The following is a 19,969-nucleotide window of genomic DNA, read 5'->3' as shown; positions in this document are numbered from 1 at the left end:
TGACTGAGCGCCTTTTACCGCGCTTCTGACGCAGGCCCGGCCACCGGCGCACCGGCGGGCAGCATATCAGCCATACCGGCAAGAGCTTTCACTGCCTCGGGGCTTAACCCCTCCTCGCGCATGGAACGGATGGATCGCGCACCTGCCCGTTTGGCCAGCCTGCGGCCCTGCGCATCGCATAACAGAGGATGAAAAGCGTAAGCCGGAACCGACCAGCCCATGAGGGCCTGCAATAACCGGTGCAGATCGGTTGCAGGCCGCAGATCCTCCCCCCGTGTCACTAGTGTAATGCCCTGCACCGCATCATCATGGCTGACACATAGGTGGTAGGATGCCGGAACATCACGCCGGGCCAGCACCACATCTCCAAACCGTTCGGGCGTGCAGGTTACCGCGCCGCGCTGCAGGTCGTGATAGCACAGGGGCCATCGCGCGCCCTCTTGCTGCCGAACGTGCTCGCAGGCCCGCGCCATATCAAGCCGCAATACGTAAGGCTGCCCGGCCTCAATCCGCCGGGCGCGTTCGGCGGCTGGCAGGGCACGACATGTGCCGGGATAGACTGCGCTCCCATCTGGAGCTGTATGGGGGGCGGACATCATGCCCGCCCGTTCTCGCTGGATGTCAGAACGGGTGCAAAAGCATGGATACAGCACATCCAGCGCCTGCAGGCGCAACAGCGTTTGCCCATAGGTGGCCATCCGCTCCGACTGGCGCAGCACCGGCTCTGCTGAATGCAGCCCCAGCCAGGCCAGATCATCCAGCAGGTTGATGGCAAAATCCGGCCTGCACCGCTGGGGGTCTATATCCTCCAGCCTGATCAGCCACGCGCCCCCCTCCTGAGCGTAGCGCCAGCCAAACAGGGCCGCAGCCACATGGCCCAGATGCAAAAACCCGGTGGGGCTGGGGGCAAAGCGCGTACGCCAGCCGCAAAGCGGCCCGTTCTGTGTAACACCATTGTAATGTAATGGAAAATTCATGGTTTTTATGCCGAAAAATACCAGTACACAGACCGTATTCCCTTACCGTTTCTTTGCGCTTTCTTGCCACACACCCGAAGCTCTGCAATACTGGGAGCAGTAATTATCTCGACGACGTATCGCCTGAATGGCCGTTCCCCGAGTTTTACGGCCATCTCTGGCGGCGTTCCCGAGCATGATAGGGAGACGCGTCTTGGCGGATGGCAGTACTCTGAATTTTCCGGCCCTTGTTCTCAATGCCGACTTCAGGCCACTCTCCTATTTTCCTCTTTCCCTGTGGTCGTGGCAGGATGCCATAAAGGCCGTGTGCCTTGATCGTGTGTCAGTGCTGAACGAATATGATGTCGAGGTGCGCTCACCAAGGCAGACCTTCCGCCTGCCCAGTGTCATTGCCCTGAAAGACTTCATTCCCGCGGCCCGCAAACCGGCTTTTACGCGGTTCAACGTGTTCCTGCGTGACAACTTTTCCTGCCAGTATTGTGGCGAACGTTACCCCACGCCCGAACTGACCTTTGATCACGTTATTCCACGCTGCAAGGGCGGGCGCACAAGCTGGGAAAATGTAGTCACGGCCTGCGGCTGCTGCAACCTGCGCAAAGGCCCGCACATGCCCCAGAAAATCGGCATGATCCCCCGCCGCCCTCCGGCACGCCCAACCTCGTGGGAACTACAGGAAAACGGCCGCGCCTTTCCGCCCAACTACCTGCATAAAAGCTGGTGCGACTATCTTTACTGGGATACCGAACTCGAAAGCTGATTCCACCAGCCACCACCATACTGGGCCGCCTCCATTACGGAAGGCACGCCCAGCATCAAAGCTTACGCTCAGGGCGTGTAGCTGTAGCCGTATTCCTGTGCGAGCTTTTGCAAATCCGGCGCCCCTTTGAGGTTGAGCGGGATCAGCTTGGCATTTTTTTCGCCCAGCACAAGGCCATGATTGGTCAGGCGCTGACAGGTATTGGCCGCCAGCGGAAAGCTGAGGAACATCGGCCCGGCCATCTGCTTACGCAGACACGAAACATCCGTATCAGACGGCAACCGCCCGATTTCGGACGAACAGCCGCCCAGCAGAATACCGCCCACGGCCAGAATGCTCAGGCCCAGTGTTGTCGTCTTACGCATTGTGGCCCTTGTCCGCCCCTGTTGTGCCTTGTTCCCGCCATGCCCACGGCACGGCCGCCATGCCGCGCATGGTGGCATGTCCACCCGCTTACCGCCAGCCGCCGGGCCGCCTGCACCGTGCCATGTCAACGCATGGCACGGCGGCGTTTTCAGCCTACCTCGTACCCCGCCCCACGAATGGCGTTGCGCAGAGAGGAAATACCAGCCTTCGCCGGGTCATAGGTAACCGTCACTTCGCTGCTCGCCAGATTGACGTCCGTGGACTCAACACCATCAATGGCGGCAAGAGCGCGCTTCACGGCGGACACGCACCCGTCGCAGGTCATGCCGTCAACCATGAAACTTGTCGTGCTGGAACTCATTACATCCACTTCCCTTCAAAAATAACGGGGCACCATTCAGGCCGTTCGTATCCTTATTGTAGCGCAACTTCACCCCGGCAGGAAACAGGCAACGCCCCCTCCCCGCCGCAAGCGGACATGGTATGCTGTCGCGATGACCCAGACACCGCCCAACCAGCCCACTCCCCTACCCGATACCCTGACCAACCGGCTGTATCTGGCCGTGCTGGTCTCCCGCCTTGAAAACGCCCTGCTAGCCGCCCCCAGCGCCACCCGTGCGCTGGAAGACTGGATGGCACAGACCTCTCTCGCAAGCCCGCTGCGGGTAGAACGGGCAGATGAGCCAGCCACACCCTGCCCGGCCGCTTTTGCCCCGCTGCTGGGCCAGCCCGCCACCCTGCACTACCGCAAAATCCGCATGACCTGCGGCCCGCTTGTCCTATCCGAAGCTGAAAACTGGTACAGGGCCGACCGGCTGGACACCGACATGCAGCAGGCACTCGACACCACGGATATTCCCTTTGGCCGTGCGGTGCGGGCTCTTGAGTTCTTCCGCCAGACCCTTGCCCGCGAGAGCCTGTGGTGGCCTCTGCCGGAAAAAAATCTGTCCTGCACACAGCTTCACGCTCTGCGCCCCACACCGGATGATAACCAGACCGCCAGCCCCGGCAATACCATTGGCCTGCCAACGCATCTGTTCCGCCACACAGCGCTTTTACGCACGCGGGCAGGCTTACCATTCAGTCTGGTGGCTGAAACCTACACCGCCCAGAGCCTATGGCCTTTTCTGGCCTGAAGGCTCCGGGCCTGCTGGGGACAGCCTTTGCCAATCAGGCCTCTGCCCCCATACGGGTGGTATCGACAAACTGCTCTGTATCATCGTCCAGAGCACGGGTTTTGCGTCCGCCCGGCCCATGTACATACAGATCAGAGCGCGAGATAGTGTCCACCGCTTCCGGCTGGATAGGCATCAGGTAACGGGCCGGACGCTGATGGTCGGCAAGCTGTAGCTCTGGATTGAAAACCGAATTGAATTTCCAGAGCATTTTGACAAAATTTGTCTGCCCGTTCCTCAACAGCCGCACAGCAATACCCGCCGTATCCTTCAGGGCTTCCCACCCCATATGTTTGGTGTTGAGCACCTGCTGGGTTTTGACCAGCTCTTCATAAAACTCGGGCAGCGGCAGGGTTGTGGGCAGCACTGCGTGCTGAATGTCGAACAGGCGATAATCACGTGTGGTCAGGCGACGCGCTTCCTTGTGCCAGATTTCCGTACCCGGATACGGCGTTGTTACCGAAATATTCACGATATCCGGTATTTCGAGGCACCACTGGCGCACAGTTTCAAAACGCTGTTTATCCCATGAGGGATCGGCAATAATGTTGATGGCAACAATCAGCCCCAGCGAGCGGGCATATTCCAGCGCTTCGAAATTCTTGTCGAGCGAGACACGCTTGCGGAACTGTTTCAGCCCTTCTTCATCCACCGCTTCCAGCCCGATGAAGATATAGGACAGCCCGATCTCGCTCCAGACCTTGAACACCTCCTTGTTGCGCAGCAGCACATCCGCGCGGGTTTCAAGATAGTATTCCTTCTTGATCCCACGCTTCTTGATTTCATTGGCAATAGCCATACCGTGTTCTTCATGCACGAAGGCCACGTCATCAACAATGAAGATGCCCGGCTCCTTGATTTCCTCCAGTTCATCCGCGATCACCTGCGGGCTGGCGGTACGGTAGGAGCGGCCATAAAATGTCCAGGCGGAACAGAACGTACAGTCCCACGGACAGCCGCGCGCAAACTCGATGGAGGCTGCGGGGTCCAGCGTGCCGATAAAATACTTGTTGCGGTGGCGCAGCAGGTCGCGCGCGGGGCGCACATCATCCAGCGATTTAACAAAAATAGGGGCTGGGCCTTCGCCCTTCAGGGTTACAACACCCGGCACTTCCAGCAGGTCCTGTCCATCGCGCATGGCGTTAAGCAGCGGCCCAATGGTGGCATCGCCCTCACCTTTGAGAATACAGGTGACAGTACCTTCCGCCAGATCAAGCACGTCCTTGGCAATAAAGGAAACGGAATGCCCGCCTATGATCTGCACCGTGGAAGGGTTACGATAATGTACTGCATGGCACAGATCGAGAATTTCAGGCACATTGGCCAGATAACTCCCCGAATAACAGACCGCATCAGGCTGGAAATCATCCATGATCTTCCAGAAATCCTCATGCGTTTCCACCTGAAGATCGATAATCCGCACATCGTGGCCAGCCTGACGGGCCGCCCCCGCCACAAGCTCCAGCCCCAAAGGCTCCAGCCTGAGAAAAACCCGCGTGTACATCAGTGCGCTCGGATGAACGGCCAGAAGTTTCATGACACCCCTCTCTGCCGGTCTGACAGTGGCGCGCAGTCAACGGCTGCCCGGTGTCAGGCCAAAGTTTTTTCCGTTCGGTAGTATAGAAACGATCTGCGCCGCTTGTCGTGCCTGCCAGACAGGCATCACCCATGCGTGTGCGGCCTGATTTTACCAGCCATGCACCAGAGCATGATCTAGGCAGGCTCCACAGCGTGGGCAGCCCCATAAACGCAAAACGGGCGCCTCCAGCATGGCTGGAAAGCGCCCGTTCGCAGGGTGTCCCGCCGGGAAAAACCCGGCAGAGAGAACCTTACGGCAGGATTTCGGTTTCCGCGAAGAAGAAGCGGATTTCGTTAGCCGCGTTTTCAGCGCTGTCGGAACCGTGAACGGAGTTTGCTTCGATGCTTTCAGCAAACTGCGCACGAATGGTGTGGGCTTCGGCCTTCTTGGGGTCGGTCGCGCCCATGACATCGCGGTTCTTGGCAACGGCGTTTTCGCCTTCAAGCACCTGCAGCACAACCGGGCCGGAGATCATGAAGGACACCAGATCGTTGTAGAAGGGGCGTTCCTTATGCACGGCATAGAAAGCACCAGCCTGCGCGGGGGTCAGCTGGACGCGCTTCTGGGCAACAATGCTCAGGCCCGCATCTTCAAACACGGCGTTAATCTTGCCCGTCAGGTTGCGGCGGGTTGCATCGGGCTTGATAATGGAAAGCGTGCGTTCCTTGGCCATCGGCCTTACTCCTGTCTTGCTGTCTCTATCCGCCCGGGGGCGGCGTTCACGCCTCCATCTAGAGCATATCGGCCAAGGCTGGTAGGTACCACACAGAATGTAATGTACGATTCCATCAAATAACGGGAACCGCGTTGAGCCTTCTTGTCATCTCCGAGCTATCCTTACGCATGGCAGGCCGCCTGCTGCTGGATAACGCCAGTCTATCCGTTGAACCGGGACGCAAAATTGGGCTTGTCGGCCGCAACGGCGCGGGAAAATCCACCCTGCTGGCCGCCATAGCGGGAGATATCACCCCCGATGGGGGCGAAATCCGCCTTTCTGCCCGTGCGCGCATGGCCCGCGTCAAGCAGGAAGCCCCGGCAGACCTTGGCTCCCTCCTGCAAACCGTACTGGCGGGGGATGAGGAGCGCACAGCCCTGCTGGCCGAAGCTGAACACGCAACCGACCCGCAGCGCATTGCCGAAATCCATGAGCGGCTGCGCGCCATTCAGGCCGATAGCGCCCCCGCCCGTGCGGCGTCAGTGCTGGCGGGGCTTGGTTTCGATACCGAAGCGCAGGCCCGCCCCGTTTCGGACTTTTCGGGCGGGTGGCGCATGCGCGTCTCGCTGGCTACGGCACTGTTTCTTGAGCCTGACCTGCTGTTGCTCGACGAACCAACCAACCATCTCGACCTTGAAGCAACACTCTGGCTGGAAGACTGGCTACGCCGATTCGCCGGGGCGGCTCTCATTGTCAGCCATGATCGCGGCCTGCTCGATTCGTGCGTGGATGCCATTGCCCATCTGGACAAGGGCAAGCTGAGCCTGACCCCCGGCGGCTACGAAAACTTCGTACGAATCCGTACCGAGCAAGCACTCCAGCAGGCCCGGCAGGCGGAAAAAATCGCCACCCAGCGCGCGCATATGCAGTCTTTTGTAGACCGTTTCCGCGCCAAGGCCACCAAGGCCCGGCAGGCGCAGGCCCGGCTTAAGGCTCTAGAAAAACTGCCCGTGATCGAAAGCGTGGTGGAAGACACCCCCACACGCTTCGCCTTTCCCGAACCCGAAGGTCTGCCCCCACCTATCATCAATATGAGCCGCGCCAGCGTGGGGTATGAAGGGCGCCCCATTCTGTCAGGCCTGTCGCTGCGGCTGGATATGGAAGACCGCATCGCCCTGCTGGGGGCGAACGGTAACGGCAAGTCCACACTGGTCAAACTGCTGGCAGGCAGGCTGGAACCGATCAGCGGCACGGTGGAGCGTAACCCCCGGCTGAAAGTTGGCTATTTTGCCCAGCATCAGGCCGAGGAACTGCGGCTGGATGAAAACCCCGTAGACCATATGAGCCGCGCACTACCCAAGGCCACACCGCCCGCCGTACGCGCCCAGCTTGCCCGCTTCGGTCTGGATGTCGACAGGGCGGAAACCCCCGTGCGTGACCTCTCAGGCGGCGAAAAAGCCCGCCTGCTGCTGGCCCTTGCCACGCGCGACGCCCCTCAGCTTCTGCTGCTGGACGAACCGACCAACCATCTCGACCTCGATGCGCGTGATGCGCTGATTCGCGCCCTGTCAGCTTTTGAAGGGGCTGTGGTGCTCATCAGCCATGACCCGCATCTGGTCGAACTGGTGGCGGATCGGCTGTGGCTGGTGGCGGATGGCAAGGTCACGCCTTTTGATGGCGACATGGCGGAATACCGCACATGGCTGGCCGAGCGTGCCCGCGCCGCCAACAAAGGCCGCGCGACCCAGCGCACCGATACGGACAGCGCAGCCACGCAGACCAACCGCAAAGATGACCGGCGTGAACGCGCCGAAGCCCGCAAGGCACAGGCACCACTGCGCAAGATCATCAAGGATGCGGAAACAAAACTGGCCAAGCTGGAAGATGAGCGCGCCAAACTCGAAAGCGCTCTGGCCGACCCCGGCCTGTATGCCGAAGGCAAGGCCGCAGAGGTCACAAAACTCAATACCCGCCTTGCCGCCCTGCAACGCGAGCAGGACGAAACCGAGGAGCGCTGGCTGAGCGCACAAACCGAAATGGAAGAAGCCGCCAACACACCGGAGGGCTGAGCCTATAGCCAGGCCCCCAATGGGGCGGAGCCTGCCTTCACCTGCCCCATAAACCGGGCCGGTAAGCTCTGCCCCACCCCGCAAGGCAATGACAGAGCCAGCATAACCGGTTTAGCCCGCCAGTGCGGCAGCCCGGTTATTATCCCGCCGCTCTGCCGCCAAAGACAGCACGAACAGCACCAGCCCGATAACCGACAGCACCATACCAGCCCAGCCGGTTGCCGCTGCGCCAAAGCCCGCTGTCAGCACCAGCCCACCAAGCCATGCCCCCAGCGCATTAGCCAGATTAAAGGCCGCGTGGTTCATGGAGGCGGCAAGGGTCTGGGCATCGGCTGCCACATCCATCAGGCGCACCTGCATGGCCGGGCCAACCGCAATACCACCGCCCAGCATGAATACGGCCAGAGCCGTCAGCCACATATTGGTGGCCACGAGCGAAAACAGCCCCAGCGCCAGTGCATTCCACACAAACGCGCCAATGGCTGTCCATTTCAGGCTTTTATCCATCAGATGGCCACCAGCCCATGCGCCGGTACACATGCCAACACCCCACACAGCCTGAAACAGCGGCACACCCCATACCGGAACACCCGTTACATCCTGCAACGTGACCGAAAAATAGGTGTACACACAGAACATGCCGCCGCAGCCAACCGCCACGGTACCCATGACATACCATACCTGTTTGCGGGTAAACGCCTGTAGCTCGGACAGGGCGGAGCGCGCCTTGTTCGGCGGGTCATACGGGAGCCATGCCATAACCATCAGGCAGCAGACCGCCCCCACAAGCCCGATCAGTACATAAGACAGGCGCCATCCGAAATACGATCCCGCATAGGTCGCAAAGGGAGCGCCCACCACATTGGCAATGGTCAGGCCGGAAAAAACACGCCCAACGGCGCGGCCACGGTAGCCCCTGTCCACCAACCCGGCCGCCACGAGAGCCGCCACCCCCATGAACGCGCCATGCGGCAGACCGGTAACAAACCGCGCCAGATCAAGCATGCCCAGCGTGGCGGCCAGCGTGCCCAGACAGTTCGTAACCGCAAACCAGCCCATAAGCACGGCCAGCAACGTACGACGCGAAAATGTCGCGCCAAAAACCGCAATCAGGGGCGCGCCCACAACCACACCCAGCGCGTAGGCTGAAATGGCCTCGCCCGTTCTGGGAATCGTGGCCTGCACACCCTGCGCCATTTCGGGCAGCAGCCCCATGGCTGCGAACTCACCCGTACCGATTGCGAAAGTGCCCACCGCAAGGGCAAAAATAGCCTTGGAGGCCGCCGCGAGGCTTCCTTCTTTTACACCGGACATTCCTGGTGTTTACTCCCGTTTCACAAGATTTTTTCTCGACTGCGGATACGCGGCAACAAGAATTTGGAGAAAAAATTACGATATGGCGCTACCACAAACCGTATCAGACAGCCGTTACACAGACCCGCGCCTTTCCGAAAGAGCTTTTTGCATGTCTTCAGAACACCCTTCCAGACCGTCAGAGGATGTTGCCTCTCCGTCTCATGCAACCGTAGCGGATGAGGCACACCATCATGACCCGGACAAAGCGGCTGCGCCCGTAGCGCCGGGCACCGCACCCACAGCCAAACAGGTGGATGCGCTGCGTATGCTGCGTGTGAGCCTGAGCGCGGTCGCCGCAGGGATGCTGATCTGGCTGCTGGGCGATGTGATGATGGTCATCTTTGCCTCCGTGCTCTGCGCAGTGGTGCTGCATGGCCTGTCAGCCCTGCTGGTGCGGCACCTGCGCCTGTCCTACCCATGGGCGCTGGCGGTGGTTGTGGTGGCGGTCATCAGCACTGTCATGATGCTGGCGTGGAATAGTGGCCCCTCCATTGCCAACGAGGCCATGCGCCTGCAGGAAGCCCTACGCCAACAGGAAACCGCTCTGCGCCAGACCCTGCAAAACAGCCCCACAGGCCAGCTTATTATCAAATATCTGCCCTCCTCCCTTGGTAACCCGCAGGGGAGCGGAGAAAGCAGTCTGGCCTCTCTGGGGTCGCGTCTGGCCGGTTCCATGACAGGCATGCTCGGCTCCGCCTTTGGTGCGCTAGGCACCATTCTGGTGGTGCTGATCGCAGGGCTGTATTTCGCCATGTCACCCACCACGTACGCCAATGGCCTGCTGCGGCTGGTACCCCCACCCCGCCGCCAGCACATGCGTGGGCTGATGCTCCGTGCAGGGCGCACGCTGTGGGCATGGGTGGCCGGGCAGTCGCTCGATATGCTCGTGGTTGGCACACTTTCAGCACTGGGCCTGTGGTTTATCGGTGTGCCACTGGCGCTTGCGTTGGGCGTGCTGGCCGGGCTGTGTAACTTCATCCCCTATATCGGCGCGATCATGGGGGCGGTCCCTGCCCTGCTGCTGGCCCTTTCGCTCGGCACCCGTGAAACCGTGATGGTTGCAGCCCTTTACGCCACTATCCAGTTTCTGGAAGGCAACGTGCTGGCCCCTGTTATCCAGCGCCACGCTGTACAGATGCCCCCGGCGCTGACCGTGCTTTCACAAACACTGTTTGGCGCGATTCTGGGCTTTCCTGGCCTGATTCTGGCCTCCCCCCTGACCGCCGTGCTGCTCTCCATTCTGGATGGGGTAACCCCTGCCCTTTCTGAAAAGGACCGCCTGTAACCTACAGAGGTGACAAGAGGGGGTTAATACTGTACCGTTCTTCGGTTTCTCATGCGAAACACCGAGGAGTGTCCATGCGTGTTCTGCTTGTCGAGGATGACCAGACAGTCTGCGGGTTTATCACCAAAAGCCTGACTGAGACAGGTCATCTGGTTGAACAAGCCGAAGACGGCAGGCAGGCGCTACTCCACGCGGGCAGCGCCACCTTTGATGTCATCGTTCTGGATCGGATTTTGCCCGATACCCTGGATGGCCTGCATATTCTCACCACGCTACGCAAAATGGGCAACACCACGCCCGTTCTGCTGCTGTCTGCCCTGTCCGATGTTGAAGACAAGGTGACAGGGCTGAAAGCGGGCGCGGATGACTACATGACCAAGCCATTTTCCTTTGCCGAGCTTCTCGCCCGGCTGGAAGCCCTGACACGGCGCCACCGTACCACAGTACAACCCGCCACCCATCTTGATGTTGGGGATCTGGCGATAGACCTGCTTTCGCGCACGGTGCACCGCGCGGGACAGAAGATTGACCTCCAGCCCCGCGAATTCCGCCTGCTGGAGTTTCTCATGCGCCATGCCGGAGAGGTGGTAACCCGCTCCATGCTGCTTGAAGGTGTGTGGGACTACCATTTCGACCCCCAGACCAATGTCATAGATGTTCATATTTCCAGACTACGGCAAAAAATAGACAAACCGTTCGAACACCCCATGCTGCAAACCGTACGCAACGCTGGCTACATGCTCGCACGCGAAAGTACTCCGCCTCTGCCATGAACCTGCCTTCATGTGCAGGCGTTATGAGAGACGATACGCAACAGAACGCCAGTAGATATGGCGTAGGGAGTGGCTTGATGCCCGTATTCGTCCGCCCGACCGGTTTACACAAACCCGCACTAAAGGCCACCGCCACGGCACTGCCCGTGCTGTGCGCAGCCCCCCTGCTGCTGGCAGCGCCACAGGCAAAGGCTGAAACAACCCCGCAGGCCACAGCCCAGACCAAACTAACCCTCCGGGCCGAAGGGCGTGTACAAACCACCCCGGATGAACTGACCGCCACATTTCGGATCGAAGCCCGCGACAAAAACCCCGCCAGTGCGCAGCAGGCTGTCAATAACCGCGTTGGCGCCGCCATGACGCAGGCCAGCAAGGTGGAAGGCGTCAGCCCGGCGGCTCTGGATTACACGGTGTCCGAACAGCATCAGGAAAAAAGCAACTCATCGCTCTGGCTGGCCCAGCAGACCGTGACACTCAAGGCACATGACAGCAAGGCGCTGCTACCACTCGTGGGCCAGCTTCAGGCACAGGGCCTGATTCTGGAGCAGCTTGAGTGGTCTGTTTCCGAAGAACGGCGCGCGGCCCTGAGCCTGCAGGCCGAAACGGAAGCGGTCAAAGACCTGCAAAAGCAGGCCCAGACATTAGCCGAAGCGCTGGGCCAGCGAGTCTCGCATTTCGAGCGGGTTGAAGTCTCCGCCCAGTCGCTGCCACACCCCATGCCTGTCATGCTCATGGCCGCACGCATGAGCAGTGGCGATGGGGCAGAAGCCCCCGTAGCTTCCAGTACGGGCGAAACCCAGACCATACGAGCCTCCGCCTCGGCCACCGTGCTTCTGGCCCCCTGAAAGTACAAAACCCGCTTCCAGCCCTAAAGCCGGAAGCGGGTTTTGCAAACAGAACGGAGCAGCGCCCTTAGCGGGGTGCCAGCACCATGATCATCTGCCGGTTTTCAAGGCGCGGCATCTGCTCAACTTTGGTGAGTTCATCGGTTTCAGTGCGAATCCTCTCCAGAACCTTGATCCCCAGTTCCTGGTGAGCCATTTCACGACCACGGAAACGCAGCGTAACCTTCACCTTGTCGCCATCGCCAATGAAGCTTTTGATAGCGCGCATCTTAACCTGGTAGTCGTTTTCGTCGATATTCGGACGAACCTTGACTTCCTTGATTTCAATGACCTTCTGCTTCTTCTTGGCTTCGTTGCGCTTTTTCTGCTGTTCGTATTTGAACTTGCCGTAATCAAGAATTTTCGCAACCGGCGGCTCAGCATTGGGGCTGATTTCCAGCAGATCAAGCCCGACACCATAGGCACGCGCCAGAGCATCGCGGATGGTCATGACGCCGATCATCTCGCCGTTTTCATCAATGAGACGCACCTGCGGAACGCGAATCTCTTCGTTCACTCGCGGCCCTTCGCGGCTCGGGGGCGCGGGAAATGGGGATCTGGCTATGGTCGGCTCCTGTTCTTCATTACAACATATAGGCTCAAACCCCCGAGGGGGCTTTTTCGCGGCGGTATTATGTGCGTTCCCGATTTTTTATCAAGTCGCCCATGACAAAAACCTGTCATTGCAGCCCTGCCGCAACGACAGTCTTTTTTTCCTGTTCTTACTCGGCGGTGCGGACGGCCCGCATATCCGGCGGGGTGGCTTCCGCTACCAGAAGCTGCAACGCTTCAGCCTGCGTAAGGTTCTCCTGTGCCTGCGAACCAAGACGACGCATGGCTACGGTGCCTTCCTCCGCCTCGCGGCGGCCGACAACCAGCATCACTGGCACGCGGGCCAGACTGTGCTCGCGCACCTTGGCGTTGATCTTGTCGTTACGGACATCCGCTTCCGCCACAAGCCCCGCATCACGCAGAGATTGCGCCACGGCTTCGGCATACGGAGCGGCATCACTTACGATGGAAGCCACAACCACCTGAACCGGCGCCAGCCACAGCGGGAAGCGTCCGGCATGCTGCTCGATCAGAATCCCGAGGAACCGCTCGAACGACCCCAGAATCGCCCGGTGCAGCATAACCGGACGGTGGCGGGCCGAATCCTCACCAACGTAGCTGGCATCCAGCCGCTCAGGCAGCACAAGGTCGACCTGCAGGGTGCCGCACTGCCAGTCACGGCCAATGGCGTCACGCAGCACGAATTCGAGCTTGGGCCCGTAAAACGCGCCTTCACCGGGGTTGTGCTCATAGTCCACACCCGCAACGGTGCAGGCTTCTTTCAGAGCGCTTTCGGCTTTGTCCCACACGGCTTCGCTGCCTGCGCGCTGCTCGGGGCGGTCGGCAAACTTCACGCGCACATGCTCAAAGCCCAGATCGGTATAGACCTCATGCAGCATCCGCACGAAGCGCACGGTTTCATCCGCAATCTGGTTTTCTGTGCAGAAGATATGGGCATCATCCTGCGTAAAGCCACGCACGCGCATCAGCCCGTGCAGCGCGCCCGAAGGCTCGTAACGGTGGCAGGCGCCAAACTCCGCCATACGCAGCGGCAGTTCACGGTAAGAACGCAGGCCGTGACGGAAAATCTGCACGTGGCAGGGGCAGTTCATGGGCTTGAGGGCAAGGGTCTTGTCCTCGTCCTCCACGGTCGCCACGAACATGTGGTGACGGTACTTGTCCCAATGGCCCGAGGCTTCCCACAAGCCGCGATCAACAAGCTGGGGGGTGCGCACTTCCTGATAGCCGTGGCGGGTCTGCACGCGGCGCATGTAGTCCTGCAACACGCTGTAAATGCGCCAGCCCTTGGCATGCCAGAACACCTGCCCCACGGCCTCTTCCTGAAAATGGAACAGGCCCATTTCGCGGCCGATGCGGCGGTGGTCGCGTTTTTCGGCTTCTTCAAGCTGGTGCAGGTGGGCGTCGAGTTCTTTCTGGTCGCGCCAGGCCGTGCCGTAAACGCGGGTCAGCATGGGGTTACGATGATCACCCCGCCAGTAAGCGCCCGCCACCTTCATCAGCTTGAAGGCGGTGCCGACATCCTTTGTGGTGCGCAGGTGCGGCCCACGACACAGATCCAGCCACGCCCCCTGACGGTAGATGGAAATATCCTCGCTTTCGGGCAGGTCGCGGATAAGCTGCGCCTTGAAGCTTTCGCCCCGCTCTTCAAAAAAAGCGATGGCGTCATCGCGCTTCCAGACCTCACGCACAAAAGGCTCGGCCTTTTCCACGATTTCGCGCATGCGCTTTTCAATGGCGGCGAAATCATCCGGGGTGAACGGCTCGGCCCGGTAGAAATCGTAATAGAAGCCGTTTTCAATCGACGGCCCAATGGTCACCTGTGTGCCGGGAAACAGAGCCTGCACGGCCTCGGCCAGCACATGGGCCGCATCGTGGCGGATCAGTTCAAGGGCTTCGGGGTCTTTGCGGGTAATGAAGCGCAGGGCGGCATCGCTACGGATATCCTCACGGATGTCACACAGGCGGCCATCCACCTCCATCGCCAGAGCCGCCTTGGCCAGTCCGGGGCCGATCGCTTCCGCCACCGTCGTCCCCGTAACCGGCCCGTCAAAAGTACGAACAGAACCGTCAGGCAGGGTGATAGCGGGCATGTTGATCCAAGCTCCAGATATATCGATATGGCGTATTAAGGCCGCAAAAAGGCGACCAAGTGCTTAATGGCGCTACCAGAGCGCGGCTGCAACCCTCTGTACGGAAAGTAACGCCATATCGCGCACCCACAACACCCGAACCTGCCCCGGCTTCTGCCCCATGGGGGCGGCCAGCGCGGGGTCGCCCTTTGCACAGAACAGCGTCAGGCAGCGGCAGCCTGTCAGGGCGGCCAGGTGCATGGGGCCAGTATCATTCCCTACGGCCACCCATGCTTGGGCGGCCAGAGCCGCCACATCCGCAATGGTGGTGTGTCCTGTCAGGTCTAGGGCTGTGGGGCAGAGCGCCTGCACGCCCTGCGCCAGAGGCTTTTCGCCCTTGCCGCCAATCACAACTGGGCGAATCCCGCGTTCGGCCAGAATGGTGGCCAGTTCTCCATATCGCCGCAGAGGCCAGCATTTGGCCGGATGCCCGGGCGATGCCCCCGGCACTAGCAGCGCATAAGGCGGCTCAAGCCCTAGCTGCGTAAGAGACAGGCGGGCCTGTGCCAAAAGCCAGCCTATATCGGGCTCGGTTACCGGCTCCAGCCCGGCCATACGCAACTGATCGCGCTGGCGTGCGCGTGTGTGCATGTCGTTGCGCCAGGGGTTGGCATGGGTCAGCGCTGAACCCGGCACATGCCCAGACCATACCTGCGGCTTGCCCGCCAGCCGGAAATACCAAGCCGTGCGGCCCGATGTCTGAAGATCATAAACTCGATCAAACCCACGCAGGAAATGGCGCAGGGCCAGCAGGCTACGGGGGGCTCCCCATCGCGGGCGCTGGTCTTCCACCACTGTATCAAACCACGGGCAGGAGCGCGCCAGTTCCATAAAGGGGTGCGTGGTCAACAGGGTAATATGCGCCTGCGGGTGCGCCTGCCGGATCGCCTGGAATGGTGCAAAACTGTGAATAAAATCGCCCAGTGCGCCAAGGCGGATTACCAGCACCCGGCGCACGGGAGGCCGGGCGTCATGCCCCGTCTGGTACGGGCCGGGTGTCACGGCGCGTCCGGGTCTGCCGCCATGACCGCCAGATCCTGCCGGGCCAGATCGGCCTCGTGGCTGTCGGGGGCGAGTTCAAGCACCTGCTGCCAGTCCTGCCGGGCCTTCGCGGCATGCCCCTGCTGCTCGCTGATAATCCCGTGCTCCAGCAGGGCTTCGGGGTTGAGCGGATCAAGTGCTAAAGCCTTGCTGACATGCTCAAGTGCAGGGCCAACCTGCCCCATGCGCCGCTCCGCCGTGGCCAGCAGTACATAACCCTGCGAGGTGGGTTGCGGCGCATCGACAAAAAAGCCTGCCAGTACATCCCGCGCATGAGCGATCTGGTTCTGTGCCAGAAGGGCACGCGCCAGCACGATCACCAGCCCCTGATCCTGCTTCTGGCGGGTCAGCCCATATTCGGCGCAATTCTGGGCGCGAGCAGCCTGCCCTAGCGCCAGCCAGGCGTCAGCCGCCTCACGCGCAAGCATAGCCTGATCCAAAGCCGTTGGGCCATCAGCCCGCCCGGCAGGCAGGCGCGCAAGGCTTTCCAGATCGGTGGCGGCACTTTCCTCGTCGCCTGTTTCAAGCTGGGCCAACGCCCGGCAATGCCGCGCCTGCCAACCCACACCCGCATGCAGCGCATCCTGTGCGTAATCCAGTGCGCCAGACGGATCTTCGCCCACCATTTTCATACATGCAGGAACCGACCACGGCAGGGCCTTGCTGGCTGCCGCACCATGGCCGCGCGGCGCCGCCACAGCCCATGAGCCTGAGGCAAACAACGCCGTACCAGCCAAAACCCCCCGCACAGGCAGGGAGACAGACAGCCGCGATATCCGAAAAGAACGACACATAAACATTTTAATAGCAGATACCGGCCAGCACCGGTCAAGCCGAACCCTCGGACGGGGCACCAAACTGCCCGGCGGTAGGCGCACAGGCGCAAAGCATGATAAAGGGGCGACCATGACCCAAGCCCCTGTCTCTCCCGTTATTCTGCAAGTTCTCCCGGCACTTGATCAGGGTGGCGTGGAACGCGGCACGATAGAAATGGCCGAGGCCATAACCCTTGGTGGAGGGCGAGCACTGGTGGTGAGCGCTGGCGGGCGGCTGGAAAGCAGGCTGCGCCACGCAGGGGGCACGCATATTGCCCTACCCCGTGCGGCCAGCCGCAACCCGCTCCATATCCTGCGCAATGCCCGCACCCTTGAACGGATCATTCGCACACAGGGTGTCGCCCTTGTGCATGCCCGCTCCCGGGCCCCTGCATGGGCCGCCCGGCTGGCCAGCCGCCGGGCGGGCATACCGTTTGTCACCACATGGCATGGCGACCACCACGCAGCACGTTTCAGCGCCAAAAAACTCTACAATGCCGTTCTGGCCAGTGGTGACAGGGTTATTGCTATCAGCGCACACATCGCCCGGCGACTGGCAAAAGACTACCGCGTAGGCCCCGACAGGCTGCGCACCATCGCGCGCGGAGCCGACATCCGGCAGTTCTCGCCCGATTCCATCAGTGGCCAGCGCGTACATGATCTGGCCGAACACTGGCGCGTCCCCCCCGATGTCCCGGTTATTCTCATGCCCGGACGCCTGACCCCGTGGAAAGGACAGGCTCTGGTGCTTGAAGCACTCGGCCAGATCGCGGCCACCCGCCCGGAACTGACATGGTGCTGCGTGCTGATCGGCTCCGATTCCAAGGGCGGTCAGTATGCCCGCGCTCTGGCGGAGCAGGCCACACAGGCGGGGCTTACGGAGCGCATCCGTTTTGCCGGACATTGCGATGACATGCCCGCCGCCCTGTCCATGGCCTGCATGGTGCTGGCCCCCTCGCTCCGGCCCGAACCCTTTGGCCGTGTGGTGGTGGAAGCACAGGCACTGGCCAAGCCCGTTATTGTCGCAGGCCATGGCGGCGCTATCGAAACCGTGCAGGATCGCGAAACGGGGCTGGCCATCACACCGGGCAGCGCCCCGGAACTGGCACAGGCGATTGAAACCGTGCTCGACAGCCCCGAGGAGGCCCGTGCCTTCATGGGCGCGAAGGCCCGGCAGGCCGTGCTGGCCCATTACACAACGCAGGCCATGCAATACGCCACACTGACGGTCTATGATGAATTACTGGGCACCGCCCTCGCCCCGCATTTTGCGGCGGCCCTTACACCGGAAACACAGTCATGACCGCTCCGGCCCCCGCATCGCTGTTCAGCCAGCCACCCAGCCGCCTTGCCTTCATGGCCACGCCAACATCCGAAGCCCGGCATGAGCTGGACAGGCTGGTAGCCCGTTACGGCAACCGCCACCCCGGCGAGGCGGATGTGATTATCTGCCTCGGGGGCGATGGCTTCATGCTCGAAACCCTGCGCGGCGTGCTGGAAGCCGGATTGGAAACACCCGTTTACGGCATGAACTACGGCTCTGTGGGGTTTCTGATGAACCCCACAGACGAGGAAAACCTGCCCGACCGCCTATGGCACGCACAGGCGGCCACCCTGCACCCGCTGCGTATGAACGCCACCACGGTGCGGGGGGAGCATTTCGAGGCACTGGCCCTGAACGATGTCTATCTGTTCCGCCAGACCCGGCAGGCTGCCAAGCTACGTATTGATGTAGACGGGCTGGTGCGCCTGCCCGAACTGATCTGCGATGGCGCGCTGCTGGCCACCCCCGCCGGTTCAACCGCCTATAACCTGTCCGCCCACGGGCCGATTGTCCCACTCTCAGGCAATCTGCTGCCGCTGACACCCATCTGCGCCTTTCGCCCCCGCCGCTGGCGCGGGGCGCTACTGCCCTCTACAGCCGAGGTCAGCTTTACCGTGCTGGAACAGGACAAACGCCCTGTGGCAGCCGTGGCCGATTCGATGGAAATCCGTGAGGTGGCGCATGTTCGTGTGCGCGAAGACCGCAGCCGCAGCGTGACCGTGCTGTTCGACCCCGGCCAGACCCTGTCCGAACGGATCGCCAGCGAACAGTTCAATGCCTGAACCACAGGACAGGCCTGCCATTAACACGTCCCGGTAAAAAACACCCTTTGGGGCAGACATCTTGCCCGGTTCACCCTTTTCATTTTGTGGGCTATCCTGAGCGACAATGCACAACGTCTTCTCTCTTTCCCGCCGGTTTTCCCTGTTCTGCGCCGCCACCCTGCTGTCCCTTCAGGGTGCTCAGGCACAGATCGTCACCAGCAACTCCGCTCTGGATCAGCTTGGCTCAGCCCCGCAAAAGGCCAAACCAGCGGCCTCAGCCAAGCGAACAAATCCCGCCCCCACGGCGCACGGGAAAAACCAGCCCCACACCCATGCCCCGGAAAACACGGAGCAGAAGACCCCCACACACAAGCCCGACGCGGCTACGCAGGCACCCGCCACACAGCCGGGCCAGACCGCCACAGGCACGACAGGCAGCGCACCCGCCCATGGGCCTGTGCGTCCGCCCCCGGCGGCTACCATCCCCGCAGCCCCGCCGCCGCCGCCGGTTCTCACCCCTACGCCAGAAGTCGCCCTGCACCCCTTCCCCATTCCGCCGCAGCCTACCGTGGTGCTGACAGCTACGGGCGCCGCCACCCCCATTCCGGGTGGTGTGCGTATTACGTTTGCCGCCGGGTCTGATGAACTCAATCCGGGCATGCATCAGGCTATTCTGACCTTTGGTCAGTCTCTGGCGGACAAGCCGAATGTACGCGCCATCGTGCAGGCCTATAGTTCAGGTGCGCCGAACGACCCGTCCCTGCCCCGCCGCATAGCCCTGCTGCGTGGGCTTGCTGCCCGCAGCGTGCTGATGAACAGCGGCATTCCTTCAACGCGGATTTATGTGCGTGTCATTGGTCAGCCTCTGGCAGGCGCACAGGGCGCACCGCAGGACTATATCGACCTCACCCAGTCCGACAGCCAGCCCTGAACAGGGCAGGCTGGCCAAAAGAGGGAACTGCGAACCATACGCGCCCCCTCGGGGCTGCCACCCTAGAGGTCTTGTTCGATCCTGATACGGGCATCAGTTGCGAGCTGGTCCACCCGCTCGTTTTCCGGCACGCCGGAATGCCCCTTAACCCAGTGCCATGAGACATCATGCGGCTTGGCGGCATCCAGCAGCCTGCGCCACAGATCCATATTGGCAACAGGATCGCCTGAAGCATTACGCCAGTTACGCCGCACCCAGCCCGTATGCCAGCGCGTAATGCCATTGCGGACATATTCGCTATCGGTATGCAGGCTGACCACACAGGGGCGCTTAAGCGCTTCCAGCGCCTCGGCTGCGGCCGTCAGTTCCATGCGGTTATTGGTGGTGGCCGTCTCGCCGCCCGACAGTTCGCGCTCGGTGCCCCTGTAGCGTAGCAGAACACCCCAGCCACCGGGGCCGGGATTAGGCTTGCAGCCACCATCTGTCCAGATTTCCACCACCATCGGGGCTGACTGT

The 19,969-nt window shown here is 61.3% G+C and carries 20 protein-coding genes; 9 read left to right on the top strand and 11 right to left on the bottom strand.

What is annotated here, in order from left to right; translation table 11 throughout:
* Positions 1–14: 14 nt before the first annotated feature.
* A complete protein-coding gene (gene gluQRS / locus J2D75_RS05585) occupies positions 15–977 on the bottom strand; it encodes a tRNA glutamyl-Q(34) synthetase GluQRS (RefSeq protein WP_207853716.1) in 963 nt (320 codons plus the stop codon).
* A 193-nt stretch (positions 978–1,170) separates the two neighbouring features.
* Between gluQRS and J2D75_RS05580 the strand changes: the two genes are divergently transcribed.
* Positions 1,171–1,734, top strand: coding sequence for an HNH endonuclease (locus tag J2D75_RS05580; RefSeq protein ID WP_207853714.1), 564 nt, complete (start codon positions 1,171–1,173; stop codon positions 1,732–1,734).
* 68 nt (positions 1,735–1,802) lie between these two features.
* Here the strand turns inward: J2D75_RS05580 and J2D75_RS05575 are convergent, their stop codons facing one another.
* Both J2D75_RS05575 and J2D75_RS05570 read right to left on the bottom strand, forming a co-directional pair.
* Positions 1,803–2,099: a hypothetical protein gene (locus tag J2D75_RS05575; protein WP_207853712.1), complete on the bottom strand. Its 297-nt coding sequence runs from the start codon at positions 2,097–2,099 to the stop codon at positions 1,803–1,805.
* 149 nt (positions 2,100–2,248) lie between these two features.
* The gene (locus J2D75_RS05570) at positions 2,249–2,461 is read right to left on the bottom strand and encodes a heavy-metal-associated domain-containing protein (RefSeq protein WP_207853710.1); all 213 of its coding nucleotides are present in this window, start codon (positions 2,459–2,461) and stop codon (positions 2,249–2,251) included.
* A gap of 133 nt (positions 2,462–2,594) precedes the next feature.
* On the opposite strand from J2D75_RS05570, the gene J2D75_RS05565 reads away from it, so the two are divergent.
* Positions 2,595–3,236, top strand: a complete 642-nt coding sequence (locus J2D75_RS05565) for a hypothetical protein (RefSeq protein ID WP_207853708.1) — start codon at positions 2,595–2,597, stop codon at positions 3,234–3,236.
* Positions 3,237–3,270: 34 nt separating this feature from the next.
* On the opposite strand, the gene hpnR is transcribed toward J2D75_RS05565, so the two are convergent.
* Both hpnR and ndk read right to left on the bottom strand, forming a co-directional pair.
* Positions 3,271–4,812, bottom strand: coding sequence for a hopanoid C-3 methylase HpnR (gene hpnR / locus J2D75_RS05560; protein WP_207853706.1), 1,542 nt, complete (start codon positions 4,810–4,812; stop codon positions 3,271–3,273).
* 292 nt (positions 4,813–5,104) lie between these two features.
* The gene (ndk, locus tag J2D75_RS05555) at positions 5,105–5,527 is read right to left on the bottom strand and encodes a nucleoside-diphosphate kinase (RefSeq protein ID WP_141377609.1); all 423 of its coding nucleotides are present in this window, start codon (positions 5,525–5,527) and stop codon (positions 5,105–5,107) included.
* A 134-nt stretch (positions 5,528–5,661) separates the two neighbouring features.
* Between ndk and J2D75_RS05550 the strand changes: the two genes are divergently transcribed.
* Complete coding sequence (locus J2D75_RS05550) at positions 5,662–7,578, top strand: ABC-F family ATP-binding cassette domain-containing protein (RefSeq protein WP_207853705.1); 1,917 nt, start codon at positions 5,662–5,664, stop codon at positions 7,576–7,578.
* 111 nt (positions 7,579–7,689) lie between these two features.
* On the opposite strand, the gene J2D75_RS05545 is transcribed toward J2D75_RS05550, so the two are convergent.
* A complete protein-coding gene (locus tag J2D75_RS05545; protein ID WP_207853697.1) occupies positions 7,690–8,892 on the bottom strand; it encodes an MFS transporter in 1,203 nt (400 codons plus the stop codon).
* A 307-nt stretch (positions 8,893–9,199) separates the two neighbouring features.
* On the opposite strand from J2D75_RS05545, the gene J2D75_RS05540 reads away from it, so the two are divergent.
* From J2D75_RS05540 to J2D75_RS05530, 3 genes are all read left to right on the top strand, one after another.
* Positions 9,200–10,219, top strand: coding sequence for an AI-2E family transporter (locus J2D75_RS05540; protein WP_243428542.1), 1,020 nt, complete (start codon positions 9,200–9,202; stop codon positions 10,217–10,219).
* A 74-nt stretch (positions 10,220–10,293) separates the two neighbouring features.
* Complete coding sequence (locus tag J2D75_RS05535) at positions 10,294–10,992, top strand: response regulator transcription factor (RefSeq protein WP_207853694.1); 699 nt, start codon at positions 10,294–10,296, stop codon at positions 10,990–10,992.
* A gap of 77 nt (positions 10,993–11,069) precedes the next feature.
* Positions 11,070–11,837 (top strand): SIMPL domain-containing protein, encoded by a 768-nt coding sequence (locus J2D75_RS05530; RefSeq protein ID WP_207853692.1) that lies wholly within the window; start codon positions 11,070–11,072, stop codon positions 11,835–11,837.
* Between the two features lie 67 nt (positions 11,838–11,904).
* Here the strand turns inward: J2D75_RS05530 and infC are convergent, their stop codons facing one another.
* The 4 genes from infC to J2D75_RS05510 form a co-directional block, all read right to left on the bottom strand.
* Positions 11,905–12,441, bottom strand: coding sequence for a translation initiation factor IF-3 (gene infC, locus J2D75_RS05525; RefSeq protein ID WP_207853816.1), 537 nt, complete (start codon positions 12,439–12,441; stop codon positions 11,905–11,907).
* 157 nt (positions 12,442–12,598) lie between these two features.
* Positions 12,599–14,539, bottom strand: coding sequence for a threonine--tRNA ligase (gene thrS / locus J2D75_RS05520; protein WP_207853690.1), 1,941 nt, complete (start codon positions 14,537–14,539; stop codon positions 12,599–12,601).
* Positions 14,540–14,611: 72 nt separating this feature from the next.
* Positions 14,612–15,535 carry a glycosyltransferase family 9 protein gene (locus tag J2D75_RS05515; RefSeq protein WP_207853815.1) on the bottom strand — a complete coding sequence of 308 codons (924 nt, stop codon included), beginning with the start codon at positions 15,533–15,535 and terminating at the stop codon, positions 14,612–14,614.
* A 41-nt stretch (positions 15,536–15,576) separates the two neighbouring features.
* Positions 15,577–16,317, bottom strand: coding sequence for a tetratricopeptide repeat protein (locus J2D75_RS05510; RefSeq protein ID WP_265782894.1), 741 nt, complete (start codon positions 16,315–16,317; stop codon positions 15,577–15,579).
* A 208-nt stretch (positions 16,318–16,525) separates the two neighbouring features.
* On the opposite strand from J2D75_RS05510, the gene J2D75_RS05505 reads away from it, so the two are divergent.
* The 3 genes from J2D75_RS05505 to J2D75_RS05495 all read left to right on the top strand — a co-directional run bounded on the left by J2D75_RS05505 (position 16,526) and on the right by J2D75_RS05495 (position 19,453).
* Positions 16,526–17,737 carry a glycosyltransferase family 4 protein gene (locus J2D75_RS05505; protein WP_207853688.1) on the top strand — a complete coding sequence of 404 codons (1,212 nt, stop codon included), beginning with the start codon at positions 16,526–16,528 and terminating at the stop codon, positions 17,735–17,737.
* Complete coding sequence (locus J2D75_RS05500; protein ID WP_207853686.1) at positions 17,734–18,540, top strand: NAD kinase; 807 nt, start codon at positions 17,734–17,736, stop codon at positions 18,538–18,540. Before J2D75_RS05505 ends, J2D75_RS05500 begins: the two co-directional genes overlap by 4 nt.
* A gap of 106 nt (positions 18,541–18,646) precedes the next feature.
* Positions 18,647–19,453, top strand: coding sequence for an OmpA family protein (locus tag J2D75_RS05495; RefSeq protein ID WP_207853684.1), 807 nt, complete (start codon positions 18,647–18,649; stop codon positions 19,451–19,453).
* Positions 19,454–19,515: 62 nt separating this feature from the next.
* On the opposite strand, the gene rnhA is transcribed toward J2D75_RS05495, so the two are convergent.
* Positions 19,516–19,956 (bottom strand): ribonuclease HI, encoded by a 441-nt coding sequence (gene rnhA / locus J2D75_RS05490; protein ID WP_207853813.1) that lies wholly within the window; start codon positions 19,954–19,956, stop codon positions 19,516–19,518.
* Positions 19,957–19,969 lie beyond the last annotated feature (13 nt).

The sequence above is a fragment of the Acetobacter suratthaniensis genome (genome assembly GCF_017377745.1).
GTDB classification, from domain to species: Bacteria; Pseudomonadota; Alphaproteobacteria; order Acetobacterales; family Acetobacteraceae; genus Acetobacter; species Acetobacter suratthaniensis.
The sequence above is the reverse complement of the archived record's forward strand: the minus strand, read 5'-3'. Positions and strand labels throughout refer to the sequence as shown.